We start from the raw sequence: 17,323 nt of genomic DNA on the forward strand, positions 1-17,323 counted from the left end.
AAATGCGCCCAGCCTACATCGGCCGCTTTGCCCCGTCTCCAACCGGCCCGCTGCACAGGGGGTCGTTGGTGGCAGCAATGGCAAGCTACCTGGACGCGCGCGCGCGCCGCGGGCAATGGCTGGTCAGGATCGAGGACGTCGATGAAGCGCGCACGGTGCCGGGCGCCGCGGAAGATATCCTGCGATGCCTCGGCGCATTCGGGATGAACTTCGATGGAGAAGTCGTCTGGCAGAGCCGCCGAAAGTCACTGTACGAAGCGGCATTCGCGAAACTTGCAAGTCATGTCTATGCCTGCGGCTGTACACGCCGTGAAATCGCTGATTCGCGCATTGATTTTGCCAGCGATGGGGCTGCAATCTATCCTGGAACCTGCAGGAATGGGCTGGCACCGGGGAGAGCGCCGCGCGCTTACCGGCTGCGGATACCCGATGACGAAAAAGGATGCATTCAATTCGAGGATCGCTGGGCAGGCCGGGTCACCCAATGTCTTGCCACGGCAGTCGGCGATTTCGTGCTCAAGCGCGCGGACGGCTTCTGGGCTTATCAGTTGGCTGTCGTCGCGGACGATGGTGACCAGGGTGTTACACACGTCGTGCGTGGAGCGGACCTGCTGGATTCGACGCCAAGGCAGATCTATCTTCAGCGCCTGCTAGGCCTGCCCACGCCTCAATACATGCATGTCCCTGTTGTCACCAACGACATCGGGGAAAAGCTTTCCAAGCAGACCGGCGCGCGGGCGCTTGACCTGTCGCATCCGTTGGAAGAGTTGATCGCGGCCGCACGTTTTCTGCAGTTGCAGATCGATCAAGCGGCTTCGGTTCAGGATTTCTGGCACAGGGCGATTCCATTGTGGGCAATCGCCCGCAATCACCCTCTCTGAAAGCTGCACGAATCAGCCTTCATCAACGCTTGGGGCCGCCACCAAGCAAGGCCGCCACTTTGTTCTTCTGCGGCTTCACGCCGCCCCCCTGGGCGGGTGTCCCATTGTGTTCCGCTTCCAGCCCTGGTACGGCCGGTTCGTAGGGCTTGAGGAACCAGGGGTCGATCTTTTCCTTGCGAGCAGAACCATATGCGCCTCGGCCATATGGGGAACTGCGCACCGGCGCTGCGCCCCGGTCTTCACTTTCGGTCGGACGCGAGCGGCGATCGGCGGAGCGCGATGGCACGAAACCTGTTAACTGCAGCCTCGAAATCGTATGCTTGATCAGCTTTTCGATATCGGCCAACTGACGCGCTTCCTTGTCCGTAAAGAGGGAGATCGCGTCGCCTGAAGCTCCGGCTCGCCCGGTACGGCCGATCCGGTGAACATAGTCTTCCGCGTTGTAAGGCAAGTCGTAGTTGATGACGCAAGGCAGTTCGGCAATGTCCAGTCCGCGCGCGGCCACATCGGTGGCCACCAGTACTTCGATCATCCCCTGCTTGAAGGCTTCGAGTGCCGCCATGCGTTCAGCCTGGGTCTTGTCCCCATGAATTGCGGCAGCCTTCACGCCCTCCTTCTCCAGATGACGCGACAGGCGGGATGCTCCAATCTTGGTGTTGGAGAACACGATGACCTGCTTCAATTCGCGCTCGCGGATAATGTGCGTGACAGCATCGCGCTTGGCCTCATCGTCGACCTTGTAAAGGACCTGCGTGACGTTGTCGGCCGTCGCGTTGCTGCGTGCGACTTCGATTGTCACAGGACTCTGCAGGAAGCTGTTCGCCAGTTTCTTGATCTCGGGCGAGAACGTGGCGGAAAACATCAGGTTCTGGCGCTGCTTGGGCAGCAGGTTGATGATGCGCTGAAGGTCCGGCAGGAAGCCCATGTCGAGCATGCGGTCAGCCTCATCCATGACAAGGATCTGCGTCTGCGTCAGATTCAAGGTCTTCTGCTGCACATGGTCGAGCAAGCGGCCTGGGGTGGCAATCAGGATCTCGACGCCTGCGCGCAATGCTGCCGTTTGCGGCGCCATGTCGACGCCGCCAAACACGACTGCCGAGCGGAGCGGCGTATGTCTGCTGTATGCCTTTACATTGTCCGCAACCTGGTCGGCAAGCTCGCGCGTCGGAGTGAGAATCAGCGCACGCACTGGATGGCGTGCCGGCGACGCACTGGTGTTTGCATGTGCAAGCAGGCGCTGGATGATCGGCAATGAAAAACCGGCAGTCTTGCCTGTCCCGGTCTGGGCCGCACCCATTACATCACGCCCTTGGAGCACGATCGGAATAGCTTCAGCCTGAATAGGGGTCGGATGCACATATCCCTGGTCGGCAAGGGCCCGCAAGATATCGGCCGAAAGTCCGAAATCCTCGAAACGGACTGCAGGCTTGCTGGGTTGCATTGTGGCTTGCTGGGTGTCTGACATGGTGCTTTCAATAAGGCTTCAGGTGAGGCCGTCGATCAAGTGCGATTCAACCGTTTACCGCCAGTGAATCGGTTTTTAAAAATAACCCTTCATTATACGCTCGCATGTACTACATCGTTGATTTGGCTGCATCTTTTCCGGATCAGCACGATACGTAGCGTCCTGCTCTGACCACAAGAAGGCATAAAAATTGCCGGAATGCCCCGAATGGAGGGCTTTTTATCCGGCAGCCCCTCCAAAGTTGCCATTTTCAGAACATTGCTATACTGCAATCTCGCGAATATCTGTTCAACTCATCATGCCGACTTTATCTGGATATTTCTCAGCCGCCCCCTTCAAGATCGTCGATTCGACGTTGAATGCAAATGCGCTCTTCGGTCCCGTTACCCACGATCTGAACGGTGACGGGAATAGCGACCTGCTCATACTAGGCGCCTTCTACCCAGGTGCTTCAAGCAATTATTCCGGCCAGCCGGGACGCGTCCTGTTCGGTGATGGACAGGGTAACTTTACGCCGGTGAGCGAGTCGGCATTTCCGGTTTCCTCCCTCAACACGGTACACCCGAGAAAAGTTCTTTTCGCCGATTTCAACGGTGACGGACGGGATGATTTCTTCGTCTCCAGTCATGGCTGGGATGCGATGCCGTTTCCCGGCGAACAGAACCGGCTATACCTATCGACGAGCAGCGGCGGCTTCAGCGACGCGACATCGCGGTTGCCGCAGGTGCTTGACTTTTCGCACTCTTCGGCAACCGGCGACATCGATGGTGATGGTGACATTGATATCTTTGTCGGCAACGGCTACGACAACCCGGACCATATCCTGCCCTATACGCTGATCAATGACGGCAAAGGAAACTTCACCCAGTCGCAGTCAAACATTCCCGTCCACTCAGGGGGCCTGCTCGACCCCAGGACATCGCACCTGTTTCCCGGTTCGACGTTAACCGACCTGAACAATGACGGCCTGCCCGAACTGCTGATTACCGCAGACGCGACGACATCCTTCAACAAGTTGAGCCGAACCACCATCCTATGGAACAAGGGTGGCACTTTCGGCGAGGACGCCGTCACCCTCCTTCCCGTTCCTGCCGGGCTGCCTTCCTATGCCGCCCTTGATGTCCAGCGGATCGATTTCAATGGCGATGCCAGGCAGGATCTTGTCGTGATCGGGACCAACGGCAATCCGTTCTACGACGGCGCCTTCGTGCAACTGCTACGCAATGATGGCAACAACGTGTTCACCGACGTGACCGCCACCAGCATGCCTGCGGCGGACGCATTGATGGCATCTCCCGGAACGACGACCGGGAATCCATGGGCAATGTGGGTGAAGGTACTGGACTTCAACAATGACGGCGCGATGGATTTTGCGGTCGAGTACAACCGGGTGCAGCAATCGACTCCGCTGGTCTGGCTCAATGACGGCACGGGGAAATTCACTACGCTGAAGGTCAGCGATTTTGTCAATCCGGGGGAAGAATGGATGCTGGGCGGCGGTCATTTTTATCCGACGGCGAATGGATACAGCATCGTCACCACGCAATTCGACCAGTCGAAGAGTTCACTGATCACGATCGGACTCCTGGCGAGCAAGCCATACCTTACCACCACGAGTTCGGCGAACAACCAGACCAGGACAACCTCGGCTGATGACATCGTGGATAGCGGTGCCGGTGTCGACATGCTGGTCATGAATGGTAATCGTTCCGGCTACACCTTGACGAAGCTATCGAACGGGTATCAGGTACAGGACAGCAACAGTAGTGACGGCGCCGATGGAACGGACACGCTGCTCAATATCGAGCGAATCAGGTTTGCCGATACAAACATCGCCCTGGACATCGACGGCAATGCAGGAAAGGCGTATCGCCTGTACCAGGCAGCATTCAACAGGACTCCCGACCTGCCCGGCCTCGGCTGGCAAATGAAGGCGATCGACGCCGGCATGAGCCTCTTGCAGGTTTCACAGAACTTCATGGACTCTGGCGAGTTCCAGTCCCTGTATGGCAACAACCTTGGTGACAGCGCCTTCGTTACCCAGCTGTACCAGAACGTATTGCATCGCACACCGGTGCAGAACGAAATCGATTTCTGGGTAGGCATCCTGCACGGCACGGTAGCGGGCACCGCCCAGCAATCACGAGCCCAGGTACTGTACTCCTTCAGTGAAAGCCCCGAAAATCAGGCTCAGGTAATCGGATCGATTCAGAACGGCATCGAGTACCAGTATTTCAGCTAGGCCTGCCATCAAGGCAGAAAGAAAAAGGGTTACGCCGAAACGTAACCCCTTCTTTTTTATGGTGGGCCTCCCGTGAGTCGAACACGGCACCAACGGATTATGAGTCCGCTGCTCTAACCAAGCATGAGCTAGAGGCCCAATCTTTTCTCGGCGGACTGGGTACATCATGTCCCGCCTTCTCCCTTTGTCCTCAGGCTGAGAACGCCGGTTGGGTTTCCTTCGCTATTGCCAGTTCAGCGGATCAGCTGCCTTCGAGGAAGCTCTTCAGCTTGTCGGAACGGGACGGGTGACGCAGCTTGCGCAACGCCTTAGCCTCTATTTGGCGAATGCGCTCGCGGGTCACGTCGAACTGCTTGCCCACTTCTTCCAGCGTGTGGTCGGTCGACATCTCGATACCGAAACGCATGCGCAGCACCTTGGCTTCGCGCGGCGTCAGCGAGTCGAGCACGTCCTTGACCACCCCACGCATCGAAGCATGCAACGCCGCGTCGGCCGGAGCCAGCGTGTTGTTGTCTTCGATGAAGTCGCCAAGATGCGAATCGTCGTCGTCGCCGATCGGCGTTTCCATGGAGATCGGTTCCTTCGCGATCTTCATGATCTTGCGGATCTTGTCTTCCGGCATGTCCATCTTGATCGCCAGCGTTGCCGGATCCGGTTCCGCACCGGTTTCCTGCAGAATCTGGCGCGAGATGCGGTTCATCTTGTTGATCGTTTCGATCATGTGCACCGGAATACGGATCGTGCGTGCCTGGTCCGCGATCGAGCGAGTGATGGCCTGGCGGATCCACCATGTCGCATAGGTCGAGAACTTGTAGCCGCGACGGTATTCGAACTTGTCCACTGCCTTCATCAGGCCGATGTTGCCTTCCTGGATCAGGTCGAGGAACTGCAGGCCGCGGTTGGTGTACTTCTTTGCGATCGAGATCACGAGACGCAGGTTGGCCTCGGTCATCTCACGCTTGGCCTTGCGAGCCTTCATTTCGCCGGCGGCCATCTGCTTGTTGATGTTGCGCAGGTCCGGCAGCGGCAGCACGACACGCGCCTGCAGGTCGATCAGCTTCTGCTGCAGTTCCTTGATGGCCGGCACGTTGCGGCCGAGGATGGCGCTGTACGAATGATTGCCGGAGACTTCTGCATCGACCCATTCGAGGTTGGTTTCGTTGCCCGGGAAGACCTTGATGAAGTGGGTGCGCGGCATGCCGCACTTGTTGACCGCCACTTCCAGAATCTGCTTTTCGATATGGCGCACCTCGTCGACCTGGCCGCGCAGCGTGTCGCACAGCTTCTCGACGAACTTGGCGGTGAAGCGGATGCCGAGCAGTTCGTTGGAGATGGTTTCCTGCGCCTTCACGTAGGGCTTGGAGTTGTAGCCTTCCTTCTCGTAGGCCTTGCGCATCTTGTCAAACTGCGAGGCGATTTCGCTCAACTTGCCCAGCGCGTCGCGCTTGAGCTGTTCGAGCTGTTCGGCGGAAAAACCGGCAGCCGCACCGCCACCGCTTTCTTCTTCCTCTTCTTCCTCTTCCTCCTCGTCTTCCTCCTCATCGTCATCGGATGCGGCGACGGCGGCGACAGGGGCCGCGACGTCTTCGGAAGCGTTCGGATCAACGAGTCCGTCGACGATTTCGTCGACCTTCATTTCATCCTTCTCGATGCGGTCGGCAGCGGCAAGAATCTCGGCAATCGTCGTCGGGCAGGCGGAGATGGCCTGGATCATGTCCTTCAGGCCTTCTTCGATGCGCTTGGCGATTTCGATTTCGCCTTCGCGGGTCAGCAGTTCGACCGAGCCCATTTCACGCATGTACATGCGGACGGGGTCGGTGGTGCGGCCAAAATCGGAATCGACAGTCGACAGCGCGGCTTCGGCGGCAGCTTCAGCATCGTCGTCAGTAGCGACGGTAGCGACGTTGTCGGACAGCAGCAGGGTTTCCGCGTCGGGCGCCTGCTCGTAGACGGCAATGCCCATGTCGTTGAACGTGCCGATGATGCCGTCAATGGCTTCCGGATCGACAATGTTCTCGGGCAGGTGGTCGTTGATTTCGGAATAGGTCAGGAAGCCGCGGTCCTTGCCGAGCTTGATCAGCGTCTTGAGCTTCTGGCGGCGCTGCTCGAGTTCTTCCTCGGATGCCTCGGTGTCGGAAGAAAACGCGTCCTTCAGCAGTGCCTTTTCCTTGGCCTTGCGATCCTTGGCCTTTGCCTTGTCGGCGGCCTTCAGCTCCGCACGCTCGACAGCATTCAGCGCGGCGACCTCATCGTTCTCCGGCTGGAAGTCCTTCGGCTTGCGACCACGCCGACCGGGTACTTTAACCGCAGGCAACACGTAGCTGGACGTGTCGATCGCCGCCAATGCTTCCGCATCGGTCGTCTGGCTGACCGCCATCACTTTGCTATCGGACTTCGGCTCGGCTTTCGCCGCGACCTTGGTGGTCTTGCTTGCGGTCTTCGATTCGGATTTCTTGTTCGTCACGGGTGCTTTCAGTTTCTCGGGAGCCGGCTGTGCAACGGCTCGGGATGAAGGTTTCGACTTCGACGGGGTTGCCTTGGTTGCCGTTTTAGGCGTAGTCTTGACACCCGTTTTCGTCACAGCTTTGACCGGCGTCTTTGCCTTGCTTGCGGGCGCGGCGGCAGTGGTCTTCTTCACGGCAGGCTTTGCCATCGACTTGCTCGGGGCCGCTTTAGTTGCAGCCGATTTCGCCTTTTTTGCAGTTACAGTCGTTTTCGCGGTTTTTTTCATTGCGTTTGCCATGGAATGAATACCAACTGGTTTGCTCTCGTGCGCCGAGTGAATTGCGCTTGGTGGAGCCGATGAGTGTGACTGGCTTCGGCATTCGCCCGCGCGACATGTCCCTGGCTTTTCGTTGTCCGGCTGAAATTTCAACCCGGTCAGCGAAACAACCTAAGGTCTTGAATCAAAAGCTTTAAATTATACCACAGAGAGCAACATTTCTCCATTTCAAAGGCATTCAACAACACGCCGCCGTCTGTCTTCGACCTCGGCGCCTCCAGGATGTTGCATGATTCTGGTGCGATCGCCCACGATGCGGAATGCGCAGGCACGACAACAGTCCGTCGCTCCTTGCACTACCGGCAGTTACAGTCTTATGCCGGATCCTGCCCTCGCCTCAATTGCTCTTGTTTTTGCATCAGCTCGCGATAGCGTGCGCGAGCCTCATCGGTCGCAAGACCGGTCGTTGCAAGCCTTTCGAGCTCGCCTTTCAATACCTGCATTTTAGTCTGCCGGACTGCCCCGGCAAGTTCGAGACGCGCCGTGTCAAGTTCCGACTCCGAATCTGCGGCAATTTCGGCGATAAGTGCATCAAAATCACTGCTTTGCGCACGCAACTGCTCTGCCAGCGCTGCAAAATTCGCTTGCGGGCCGAGCGCCTCGCAGGCTTCGATCAACTGCATCAACATGGCCGCGTTGTCCGGCGCAAGCTGAGCAACGGCGTCCAGCGCAGCCTGGTCCAGTCCGGCCGCCAGCGAGGGATGCGCCACCAGGAGCCGGATCATCTGGCGCTCCAACCCCATTGGCGGCGTCCGCTTGGTGCGGGGCGGCGCCACTTTGGTGCGAGCTACCGGCTGCGCAAGCTCAAACAAGGCCTCGATCTCCGCCGGCGTCGTCTGCGTCTGCTGCGCCAGCCCGCGCACGATCTGCAGGCGCAGCGCAGAAGGCGGCATGGCCTGCAATAGCGGCTTGGCATCGAACTGCGCCTTCGCCCTGCCCTCGGATGTCGCGAGGTCGTTGTCCCGCGTGACTTCCTTTAGCAAGAATTGTGACAACGGCATCGCGTCACGCACCTGCTGCTCGAAAGCCTCCGCACCGTATTCGCGAACATAGCTGTCGGGGTCATGCTCGGTCGGCAGGAACAGGAACTTGATCGTCTTGTTATCCGTGGCATGCGGCAGGCAGGCATCGAGCGCCCTTCGCGCGGCACGCCGTCCGGCGGCATCGCCGTCAAAGCTGAAAACCACGTCGTCCGTTTGCCGCAACAGCTTCTGTACGTGCGTCGGCGTACATGCAGTGCCGAGCGTGGCGACGGCCTGTGGAAATCCCAGCTGTGCCAGTGCGACGACGTCCATGTAACCCTCGGTCACCAGCACGTAACCTGCTTCGCGGATCGCCTGTCTTGCCTCGAACAGGCCGTACAACTCGTGCCCCTTCTGAAATAGGGGTGTTTCCGGGGAGTTCAAATACTTCGGTTCGCCGCTGTCGAGCACGCGTCCGCCGAAGCCGATGATCTGCCCCTTAGTGTTGCGGATCGGGAACATGATGCGGTCGCGGAAGCGGTCGTAGCGCTTGCGCCCGCCGCCATCCTCGTCACTGCGATCGACCAGGAGGCCGGCCTCGACAAGTGCCGGCGCATCGTAGTCGGGAAAGACACTGCGCAGGTTGTCCCAGCCGCCGGGCGCATAGCCAAGGCCGAACTTTGCTGCGATCTCGCCGGTCAAGCCGCGGTTTTTCAGGTAGGTGATGGCTTGCGGGGCGCCGCGCAGCTGGTGGCGGTAATAGTCGCCGGCGCGCGACATGACATCCGAGAGCGCCATGCTTTTCGCCTGCGCTTCGGCGCGCTGTGCCGGCGGGATGCGATCTTCGTCCGGCACGATCATGCCGACGCCCTGCGCGAGATCCTTGACGGCCTCGACAAAGCCGAGGCCCGAGTATTCGATGAGGAAGCCGATTGCCGTGCCATGGGCGCCGCAGCCGAAGCAATGGTAGAACTGCTTGGTCGGACTGACGGTGAAGCTGGGGGATTTTTCGTTATGGAAGGGGCACAGCCCCATGTAGTTGGCGCCGCCCTTCTTGAGCTGCACGTAGCGGCCGACCACGTCGACGATGTCGACCCGGTTGAGCAGATCCTGGATGAAAGACTGCGGTATCACGGCGGCGCCTTGGTATCGTGGGACAGTCCCGGAAAATCATGCCGACGCCACGGGAATGCGGAGCGCGTCGACGCCAACTGTATGCTGGGGCGCGGCGATCGGCTGGCAATCGCCCGCCCGCGCCATTCAAGCCTTGGTGAGAGCGGCCTTGACCAGCGCAGAAACGACGGTCATGTCGGCGCGCCCGGCGAGCTTGGGCTTGAGCACGCCCATGACCTTGCCCATGTCCTGCGGGCCGGCCGCGCCGGTGGCGGCAACGGCGGCGGCCACTTCAGCCTGGATTTCAGACTCGGGCATGGCGGCGGGCATGTAGGTGGACAGCACCGCCATTTCGGCCTTTTCGGTATCGGCGAGATCCTGGCGACCGCCGGCTTCGAACTGTGCGATCGAATCCTTGCGCTGCTTGATCATCTTTTCGATGATGGCGAGAACGTGGGCATCGGTCAGCTCGATGCGCTCATCGACTTCCTTCTGCTTCATTGCGGCGGTCAGCAGGCGGATGGCGCCCAGCCTGGCGCTATCCTTGGCGCGCATCGCGGCCTTCATGTCTTCGGTGATTTGCTCTTTCAGGCCCATTTTCTCTCCATGTGCAGACAGTTTTCGCGCTCTACAAGCAAGACGCGCAAAAATACAGCAGGCTATAAACACCAAAACCCGCTGCGGAAACTACACCGGAGCGGGTTTGCAGAGCACCGCACGCGAGCGTGCGGCAGCAAAATCAGTACATCTTCTTCGGCAGTTGCTGGCTGCGGATGCGCTTGTAGTGGCGCTTCACGGCAGCGGCGAGCTTGCGCTTGCGCTCAGCGGTCGGCTTCTCGTAGAACTCGCGCGCACGCAGCTCGGTCAGGAGACCGGTCTTTTCGATGGTGCGCTTGAAGCGACGCATGGCGACTTCGAAAGGCTCGTTTTCTTTAATGCGAATAGTGGTCATGTAAACTCACAAACCGATGAAATTTGTAGGAAAGACGACGAGTATAGCAGCTTCGTCCAACATTGGAAAGGACAACGTCTGTTTGTTGTTGCACACGTCCACCATTGCTACAAAGACAATCCCGCCGCCACGCCGGAAGCCCAGGCCCACTGGAAGTTGTAGCCGCCCAGCCAGCCCGTCACGTCGACCGACTCGCCGATGAAGTGCAGGCCGGGCACCTTCGCCGCCATCATGCTCTGCTGCGAGAGTTCGCGCGTATCGATGCCGCCGCAGGTGACTTCCGCCTTGCGGTAGCCTTCCGATCCATTCGGAACGATGACCCAGCGGTTCAACGACTCGCCGAGCTTGCGCAGCTGCTTGTCCGGCAGGTCGGCAATGCGCGCGTCTGGTTTGAAACCGTTCGCCTGCAGCAAGCCGTCGGCCAAACGCGCAGGCAGCCATTGGGCGAGGATATTGCCGAGGTTTTTCTTGATCGTGGTTTTGCCTTCGATCAGCGTTTGCGCGACGTCGACTTCAGGCACCAGGTCCAGCGTGAGTGCCGTTCCCGGCTGCCAGAAACTGGAAATCTGCAGGACCGCCGGCCCCGACAGGCCGCGATGCGTGAAGAGCAGGTCTTCGCGAAAATGCATGCGCGACTTCTTCTCGCCGGTTTCGATACCGACCTCGAGCGAAATGCCTGCTAGCGGAATGAAGGGCTCCCAGCCGGCGCTGTCGAAGGTCAGCGGCACGAGGCCGGGGCGCGGTTCGACCAGCTTCAGGCCGAACTGCTTTGCGACGCGGAAGGCGAAATCCGTGGCGCCGATTTTCGGAATGGAGAGGCCGCCGGTGGCAATGACAAGGCTCTTCGCAAGAATCGACCCGCCGTCCGTGCCGATGACGAAGCGTCCCCCTTCCCTGCCGATCGCCTCGACCTTGCACGGCATGCGCCATGACACATGCCCGGTGCCGCACTCGGCCTTGAGCATGTCGATGATCTGCTCGGCGGAATCGTCGCAGAAGAGTTGCCCCTTGTGTTTTTCATGGAAGGCAATGCGGTGGCGTTTCACGAGCGCGAGAAAATCCTGCGGCGTGTAGCGCGACAGCGCGCTCTTGCAGAAGTGGGGGTTTTCCGACAGGTAGTTTTGCGGCCCGGCGTGGAGGTTGGTGAAGTTGCAGCGGCCGCCGCCGGAAATGCGGATTTTCTCGGCGAGTCTTGTAGCGTGGTCGATCAGCACGACCTTCCTGCCGTTCTGGCCGGCAGCGGCGGCGCACATCATGCCTGCGGCGCCGGCGCCGATTACTGCAAGGTCGTATTCGTTTAACATGGCATATTTCTCTAATGAGCCATAATTGTAGCGATATTCAAGGCTTGCCCATTACCAATCGGCATCAATTCGACTTTCAGATCCGATGAGACTTGCATCGGTCCCGCCCACATCATTCGCCCATTGAACGACACCACACCATGCTGATTTCCTGCCTTTGCACCGAGTCGATGCTCCTTTCCCCGACATCTCAGGAATGGGGAGCAAAGCTCGGAGAGAAGCCCGGCCATGTGCATAGAAAAATATGGGAATGGTGTTTCATCTGTCAGGCGCTCGATGAGCGTGGCATGCTTCGCAAAGGAATGCGCGGTCTGGGATTCGCGGTTGGCGAAGAGCCACTTACCGCCATGTTTGCGAGCAAGGGCGCACGAATCACGGCAACGGACCTGGCACTTGAAGAGGCCCAATCGGCCGGCTGGGTAGAGACCGGCCAGCATGCAAGAAGCCTTCAACAACTAAATTCGCGCGGAATTTGCAATCCTCGTGATTTTGAAGAGCTTGTCGAATTCAAGGTCGCTGACATGACCAACATACCTGCAGACTTCAACGGGATATACGACTTCGTCTGGTCTTCCTGCGCACTTGAACATCTTGGCAGTCTTGAAAAAGGCATGGAATTCATCTACAACGCGATGAATTGCCTGAAGCCCGGCGGCTTTGCCATCCATACGACTGAATTCAATGTGACGTCCAATACAGATACTGTAGACGGCGGTCCAACCGTCCTGTATCGACAGAGAGATATCGAAGAGGTAGTACGGAACCTGAGGTCCCATGGCCATATCGTCGATCTTGACCTTACGGATGGAACTGGAAAACTCGATCAGATCATCGATATCCCTCCCTACAAACAGCTGATTCATTTAAAGCTGCAGATCGGGAAATATGTTGTGACCTCAGTTGGATTGATCATTCAGAAAAAGAAAAGCACTCCCATCGACTGGATCAAGGGAATCCGCAACAATTGGATGAGAACGTCGAGGCGGCACTGAGCGATGGTCGTTAAATGGCGCTCTGTATACGATGCGGGTCGGCACTACCAAGGATTTATTAATGGAAATACGGCGATGCCGAATCTTTCATCCACAGTTCCGACGACAATCGCATCACATCGTTGAGCGAGCCGCGCTTCCTGTAGGTTTCACGCAACCAGGCGGCGTCGTTCAGCCGCTCGTAGGCCATGTGCCGCAGCTTCTTCAGGGCCTGCACCTCCGCCTCGTTCTGCGCATAGCGTTTCAGATCCTGCAGGCGGTCGAGGATGCTGACGAAAATCGATTGCTTTCCCGCGGCCGCAGTCTTGTCTTCGCCATGCTGGGCTATTTCGCCGTCCAGGCCGTAGCGGCTGGCCTCGAACCGGTTGTACTGGTAGAGCAAGTAGAAATCGTCGTCGATCCGGAGAGGACGTTCCGTGAGGATCCAGCGTGCGAGCAACTGTGCGTAGCATCCGAGCAATGCGGCATGCTCAAGCGTCAGCGGCGTGTCGCATACACGGATCTCCACCGTGCCGTACTCGGGCTTGGGACGGATGTCCCAGTAAAAGTCCTTCATGCTTGCAATGATGCCCAGGTCGATCAGCTCATCGTAATACTTCTCGAAGTCAGTCCACTTCGTCACCACCGGCGCCGTGCCAGCGAGGGGGAAAGCGCGCACGACATTGCTGCGTGACGAATCGAAGGCCGTGTCGACGCCCTGATAGAACGGCGACGCGGCGGACAGCGCGATGAAGTGCGGCACATAGCGCGAGAATCCGTGCGTCAGGTACAGCGCGTCATCGCCGTTTGCGACGCCAATATGGATGTGCTGCCCGAACACCGTGAACGTCTTCGCGAGATAGCCATACTTTTCGTGCAGGTGGTGGAATCGCTCGCTCGGCGTGATCCGTTGCTCGCTCCAGTTCTGGAACGGGTGCGCCCCGCCGCCGGCGACATCGATGTTGAGATGGTGCGCGCCTCGCGTGAGCGCGCCGCGCAGTTCCTTCAACTCTTCCAGCAGGTGATCGACGCGGGTATGGATGCCGGAGTTCAGCTCGATCATGCCCTGCGTGATCTCGAGCTTGATCTGGTTCTGCAGTTCGCGCGGCTCGATCCATGCCAGCAGGTCGATGGCGTCCGTGGCAAGGTTGTAGTTGCGTCGGTTCACCAGTTGAAGTTCCAGTTCGATTCCCATGGTAAAGGGCGTCGATGTTGTGAAAGGCAGCGCGTTCATGGATGTCTCCGGTGGTTCAGTCGCGTCCGCTTTCGCCGGACTTGATCAGTGCGAATTGCGTGGCGATCGGTCCCAGCAGTTCAAGGACGATCAGCGTCCCGGCCAGCAAAGGCGCAACAGCTGCGGCGGTCTGCGGGTAAACAGCGGAAATCTGTGCAAGGCCCAGGCTCGCTTCCGCCATGGGAAGCGTGCCGAGCGTCAGGAGTCCGGCCTGCCGCCACTTCAACCGCGCAGGCCGCGCAAAGGCAAAAATGCTGCAGGCCATCGCGGCAAAGCGCGCACCGACCAGGACGAGCACTGACAGGCCGATCGTGGCGACATCGGCGATGCCGATGGAAGCACCGATGGTGGCAAACAGCATCACGATGAAGAGTTCGTTCGCGACGCCGAACTCCAGTTCCATCAGGTCGTACTGGAGATCCAGGTTCTTGGAGAGGATCGCGAAGATCAGCATGGTGAGCAGCACCGGCAGGCGCAATGCATGGGCGGCGCCGATGGTCAGCGTGATGATGGCGATCACGAGGACGAATTGCCGGCTGCGTTCGCGGCCGAGCAGCCGCGCAAGGGGCATCATCAGGCGATACGTCAGATAGGCCAGCAGCGCGGAGCCGAATACCGAGTAGACCGTACTCGACAGCAAGGTCTGCAGCGGAATGTCGACGTCGGTCGCCACCACGGGCAGCATGATATACGCGGACACCAGCGCGACGAGATTGTTCAACGCAGTCATCGCGGCAAGCCTGCGCGTGACCTGCCCTTCCGCGCCGAGATCGCGCACGACAACCATGATGACCCCGGGGGCGGTACCGATCGCGAACACGCCGGCAAGCATCGCAAGCGGACGCGCTACGCCGAACAGCTCCAGCGCCATCCACACGAATCCGAAGCACAGCGCGGCCCCGCTCACGACGGTTGCCAGCAGCCATCTTTCGTGGCGCAGCCATCCGATGTCCACATAACGTCCGAGCTGGTAGACAACCAGTGCGAGCGCGATGTCGGCAAAGATATGCGCAACCTTCAGAATGTCGCCCGACAGCCATTGCAGGCCGCTTTCTCCAACGACAATCCCGGCCAGCAGGTAGCCGGTGATGCGGGGAATCCAGGGGTTCCTGGAAACGAGGTAGCCACCGATCAGTCCGAGCAGCAGCAGGCTGCCGAACAGCAGCAACGCATTCCATTGCAGCGGCTGTGACGGGTCAAACAGCGGGAAGGTCCACGGCATGGTGACTCCTCATCGGGATGCATCCTCCAGCGCGCACGGCACGCATGAGGAAGCAGTTGACGAACTCCGGCAGCGGCGGGGAGCTCGTCAGGCGCGACGAGCCACCGTCATCGGAACGATGAGCATGGATAACGAGTTCCGAAACCTCCCTGGAGTCGGCGTCTGATACCTATACTTTTATGTTTCAGCCATGGTGGACTGCAAACCTTTGTCCGCAGGCAATGCAAAAAGTTCCGGAGATTATTTCCTGCAGGAAGAAGCTGCTCTTGCAGCTTGCCGATTATTTAAGCGGGTACAGCGGGGAGGAAGGATGACATTCCTCAAACGGCTTGACTGGCCGGATGAGGAATCAGGGACAAGAAACGAACGGGCGTATCACGCCTGGCACGAAGCGAAATACCGGCGATGCATTGCTTCGTTGATGAATTCGGGCCGCGCGCAGCGGACAACATCACCGACGACAATGATGCTCGGGCTGGCAAGCTTCGAGGATGCCAATGCAGAGGGCAGCTCGCCGAGTGTGGTGATCAGTTGTGCCTGACTGGTCGACGTGGCGGCATGCACCACCGCCACCGGAGTCATCGCGGACTTGCCGCCGGCAAGCAGCGCCTGCTGGATTTCGCTGCAGCGGGCGACACCCATGTAAATCACCAGGGTCATGTCCAACTTCGCAAGCGTAGCCCAGTCGGGATTGGCATCTGCCTTCTTGCCGTGGCCGGTGACGAAAATCGCGCCCTGGCTCCAGTCGCGATGGGTAAGCGGGATGCCGAGCGATGCGGGCGCAGCGAGGCCGCTGCTGATCCCGTTGACCACTTCGACCTTGATGCCGGCTGCTTCAAGGTGCGCGCGCTCCTCGCCGCCGCGCCCGAAGATGAACGGGTCGCCGCCTTTCAGGCGCGCGACGAAGTTGCCGGCGCACGCCTCGCTGATCATCAGCTTCTCGATGAACTCCTGCGGCGTCGACTGGCATCCGCCGCGTTTGCCGACGGGGATAATGCGCGCATCGAAACGCGCGTGGTCGAGGATTTCGGGATTGACGAGGTCATCGACGAGGATCACATCGGCTGCGGCGATCGCCTTGACAGCCTTGATGGTGAGGAGGTCCGGATCTCCCGGGCCTGCGCCGACCAGAACAACCTTACCTAGCTTCTCCATGTGACACCTGTTTGGCATGTACGAGCCCTGCTACATGCAAACAGTGTTCCATCTGCTCGGCAATGGGAACGGGTACCGGCTGGCTGCCGTTGAGCGCCGATCTGATCCATTCAGCCGTGGTAGATGCATCACGTTGAAGCGGAAGCGGGGGTAATTCATCGACCGCCTCCTGTTTTTGCACCATGATAGTGCATTGATGATCATGAAACCATGATATCTGCTGGGCGCGCTTGGCATTGGCGACGGTCTCGCCTTCGGTGCCGCGCATCAGGAAGGTGTCGCCGCGGTCGAGCGGCACGGCGGAGCTGAAATACGCCGTCAGCATCTCCAGGTATTCCGGATGCGTGTACGAGGTCAGGCGCAGCGCCGGTCCTGCGAAGGGCTGCAAGATCTTGACCAGCGTGTGGGTCGAATTGCGCACGCCGAGGATGCGGCGCAACTCAAGCAGGCGTGCCATGCGTGGCGCCAATACTTCAATAGGCATGAACACCGGCTCTCGCCGTGCAAAACCCTGCATGGCCTGCTCGATCGACTGCGCGAACGAGACGCCGAGCTGCTGCAGGATTTCCGCCGTCGTCACCCGTCCGGGATCAGTCGTGACGCCGTGCACCAGGACCGGCACGCCGCGTTGCGCAAGAAGCATTGCCAGCAGCGGCGTGAGATTGGGCATTTGCCGCGAGCCGTTATAACTGGGAATGACAACCGGTGCGAAATCGCCGGGGGGACAAGGCAGCTTGTCGAACGACTGCTCCGCCGCATTGAGGAATCCTGCGATTTCGTCGACGGACTCGCCCTTGATGCGCATCGCCAGCATGAGGCCGCCCATCTCGAGGTCGGAGACACGGCCGTCGAGCATGGCTTCGTAAAGGCGGCAGGCGTCCTCGCGGGAAATGCTGCGCGCACCTTTCTTGCCGCGGCCGATCTCCTTGATGAAGGGGGCGGCGGCAAACGGTTCGTTGGTATGTGCTTGTTCCATGGCGATAGGGTACTACGAGGCGCGGGCGGGCTGAAAGTGCGCAACGCGATTTTCCCGGCCGAAA

At 59.3% G+C, this 17,323-nt stretch carries 14 protein-coding genes and 1 tRNA gene; 4 read left to right on the forward strand and 11 right to left on the reverse strand.

Going from position 1 to position 17,323, the window contains the following annotated elements; genetic code table 11:
• Positions 1–2 precede the first annotated feature (2 nt).
• Positions 3–881 (forward strand): tRNA glutamyl-Q(34) synthetase GluQRS, encoded by an 879-nt coding sequence (gene gluQRS / locus AC3WOY_RS08785; RefSeq protein WP_492422798.1) that lies wholly within the window; start codon positions 3–5, stop codon positions 879–881.
• A gap of 22 nt (positions 882–903) precedes the next feature.
• Here the strand turns inward: gluQRS and AC3WOY_RS08790 are convergent, their stop codons facing one another.
• A complete protein-coding gene (locus AC3WOY_RS08790; protein ID WP_492422800.1) occupies positions 904–2,346 on the reverse strand; it encodes a DEAD/DEAH box helicase in 1,443 nt (480 codons plus the stop codon).
• 190 nt (positions 2,347–2,536) lie between these two features.
• Between AC3WOY_RS08790 and AC3WOY_RS08795 the strand changes: the two genes are divergently transcribed.
• On the forward strand, positions 2,537–4,588 hold the full coding sequence (locus AC3WOY_RS08795; protein ID WP_492422802.1) for an FG-GAP-like repeat-containing protein: 2,052 nt from the start codon (positions 2,537–2,539) through the stop codon (positions 4,586–4,588).
• Positions 4,589–4,647: 59 nt separating this feature from the next.
• On the opposite strand, the gene AC3WOY_RS08800 is transcribed toward AC3WOY_RS08795, so the two are convergent.
• Together AC3WOY_RS08800 and rpoD are read right to left on the reverse strand one after the other, a co-directional pair.
• Positions 4,648–4,726 (reverse strand) — tRNA-Ile (locus AC3WOY_RS08800).
• A gap of 103 nt (positions 4,727–4,829) precedes the next feature.
• Positions 4,830–7,052 (reverse strand): RNA polymerase sigma factor RpoD, encoded by a 2,223-nt coding sequence (gene rpoD, locus AC3WOY_RS08805; RefSeq protein ID WP_492422804.1) that lies wholly within the window; start codon positions 7,050–7,052, stop codon positions 4,830–4,832.
• Here rpoD and AC3WOY_RS08810 point away from each other — a divergent pair.
• Positions 7,042–7,338, forward strand: a complete 297-nt coding sequence (locus AC3WOY_RS08810) for a hypothetical protein (RefSeq protein WP_492422806.1) — start codon at positions 7,042–7,044, stop codon at positions 7,336–7,338. The two genes, rpoD and AC3WOY_RS08810, sit on opposite strands and share 11 nt — an antisense overlap.
• A gap of 346 nt (positions 7,339–7,684) precedes the next feature.
• Here AC3WOY_RS08810 and dnaG read toward each other — a convergent pair whose 3' ends face one another.
• From dnaG to AC3WOY_RS08830, 4 genes are all read right to left on the reverse strand, one after another.
• Positions 7,685–9,466, reverse strand: a complete 1,782-nt coding sequence (dnaG, locus tag AC3WOY_RS08815; RefSeq protein WP_492422808.1) for a DNA primase — start codon at positions 9,464–9,466, stop codon at positions 7,685–7,687.
• Between the two features lie 126 nt (positions 9,467–9,592).
• Complete coding sequence (locus AC3WOY_RS08820; RefSeq protein WP_492422810.1) at positions 9,593–10,042, reverse strand: GatB/YqeY domain-containing protein; 450 nt, start codon at positions 10,040–10,042, stop codon at positions 9,593–9,595.
• A gap of 142 nt (positions 10,043–10,184) precedes the next feature.
• Positions 10,185–10,397 carry a 30S ribosomal protein S21 gene (gene rpsU, locus AC3WOY_RS08825; protein ID WP_088706764.1) on the reverse strand — a complete coding sequence of 71 codons (213 nt, stop codon included), beginning with the start codon at positions 10,395–10,397 and terminating at the stop codon, positions 10,185–10,187.
• 107 nt (positions 10,398–10,504) lie between these two features.
• On the reverse strand, positions 10,505–11,701 hold the full coding sequence (locus AC3WOY_RS08830; RefSeq protein WP_492422813.1) for a BaiN/RdsA family NAD(P)/FAD-dependent oxidoreductase: 1,197 nt from the start codon (positions 11,699–11,701) through the stop codon (positions 10,505–10,507).
• 140 nt (positions 11,702–11,841) lie between these two features.
• Here AC3WOY_RS08830 and AC3WOY_RS08835 point away from each other — a divergent pair, with 140 nt between their 5' ends.
• Entirely contained in the window at positions 11,842–12,693 is an 852-nt protein-coding gene (locus AC3WOY_RS08835; RefSeq protein WP_492422815.1) for an SAM-dependent methyltransferase, read from the forward strand.
• Positions 12,694–12,751: 58 nt separating this feature from the next.
• On the opposite strand, the gene AC3WOY_RS08840 is transcribed toward AC3WOY_RS08835, so the two are convergent.
• From AC3WOY_RS08840 to ybiB, 4 genes are all read right to left on the reverse strand, one after another.
• Complete coding sequence (locus AC3WOY_RS08840; protein WP_492422817.1) at positions 12,752–13,906, reverse strand: YbdK family carboxylate-amine ligase; 1,155 nt, start codon at positions 13,904–13,906, stop codon at positions 12,752–12,754.
• Between the two features lie 16 nt (positions 13,907–13,922).
• On the reverse strand, positions 13,923–15,128 hold the full coding sequence (locus AC3WOY_RS08845) for a cation:proton antiporter (RefSeq protein WP_492422819.1): 1,206 nt from the start codon (positions 15,126–15,128) through the stop codon (positions 13,923–13,925).
• A 375-nt stretch (positions 15,129–15,503) separates the two neighbouring features.
• Positions 15,504–16,283: a uroporphyrinogen-III C-methyltransferase gene (gene cobA, locus AC3WOY_RS08850; RefSeq protein WP_492422821.1), complete on the reverse strand. Its 780-nt coding sequence runs from the start codon at positions 16,281–16,283 to the stop codon at positions 15,504–15,506.
• Positions 16,267–17,259 (reverse strand): DNA-binding protein YbiB, encoded by a 993-nt coding sequence (gene ybiB, locus AC3WOY_RS08855; RefSeq protein ID WP_492422823.1) that lies wholly within the window; start codon positions 17,257–17,259, stop codon positions 16,267–16,269. The genes cobA and ybiB overlap by 17 nt, the downstream gene beginning before the upstream one ends.
• Between the last annotated feature and the right edge of the window lie 64 nt (positions 17,260–17,323).

The sequence above is a fragment of the Noviherbaspirillum sp. FW303-A3 genome (genome assembly GCF_058788695.1).

Bases quoted from the DNA above. Each gene is read 5' to 3' on its own strand.
- AC3WOY_RS08845 (WP_492422819.1), bottom strand. From the start codon at position 15,128: ATGCCGTGGACCTTCCCGCTGTTTGACCCGTCACAGCCGCTGCAATGG.
- AC3WOY_RS08835 (WP_492422815.1), top strand. From the start codon at position 11,842: ATGCTGATTTCCTGCCTTTGCACCGAGTCGATGCTCCTTTCCCCGACA.
- AC3WOY_RS08840 (WP_492422817.1), bottom strand. From the start codon at position 13,906: ATGAACGCGCTGCCTTTCACAACATCGACGCCCTTTACCATGGGAATC.
- gluQRS (WP_492422798.1), top strand. From the start codon at position 3: ATGCGCCCAGCCTACATCGGCCGCTTTGCCCCGTCTCCAACCGGCCCG.
- AC3WOY_RS08820 (WP_492422810.1), bottom strand. From the start codon at position 10,042: ATGGGCCTGAAAGAGCAAATCACCGAAGACATGAAGGCCGCGATGCGC.
- ybiB (WP_492422823.1), bottom strand. From the start codon at position 17,259: ATGGAACAAGCACATACCAACGAACCGTTTGCCGCCGCCCCCTTCATC.
- AC3WOY_RS08790 (WP_492422800.1), bottom strand. From the start codon at position 2,346: ATGTCAGACACCCAGCAAGCCACAATGCAACCCAGCAAGCCTGCAGTC.
- rpsU (WP_088706764.1), bottom strand. From the start codon at position 10,397: ATGACCACTATTCGCATTAAAGAAAACGAGCCTTTCGAAGTCGCCATG.
- cobA (WP_492422821.1), bottom strand. From the start codon at position 16,283: ATGGAGAAGCTAGGTAAGGTTGTTCTGGTCGGCGCAGGCCCGGGAGAT.
- AC3WOY_RS08830 (WP_492422813.1), bottom strand. From the start codon at position 11,701: ATGTTAAACGAATACGACCTTGCAGTAATCGGCGCCGGCGCCGCAGGC.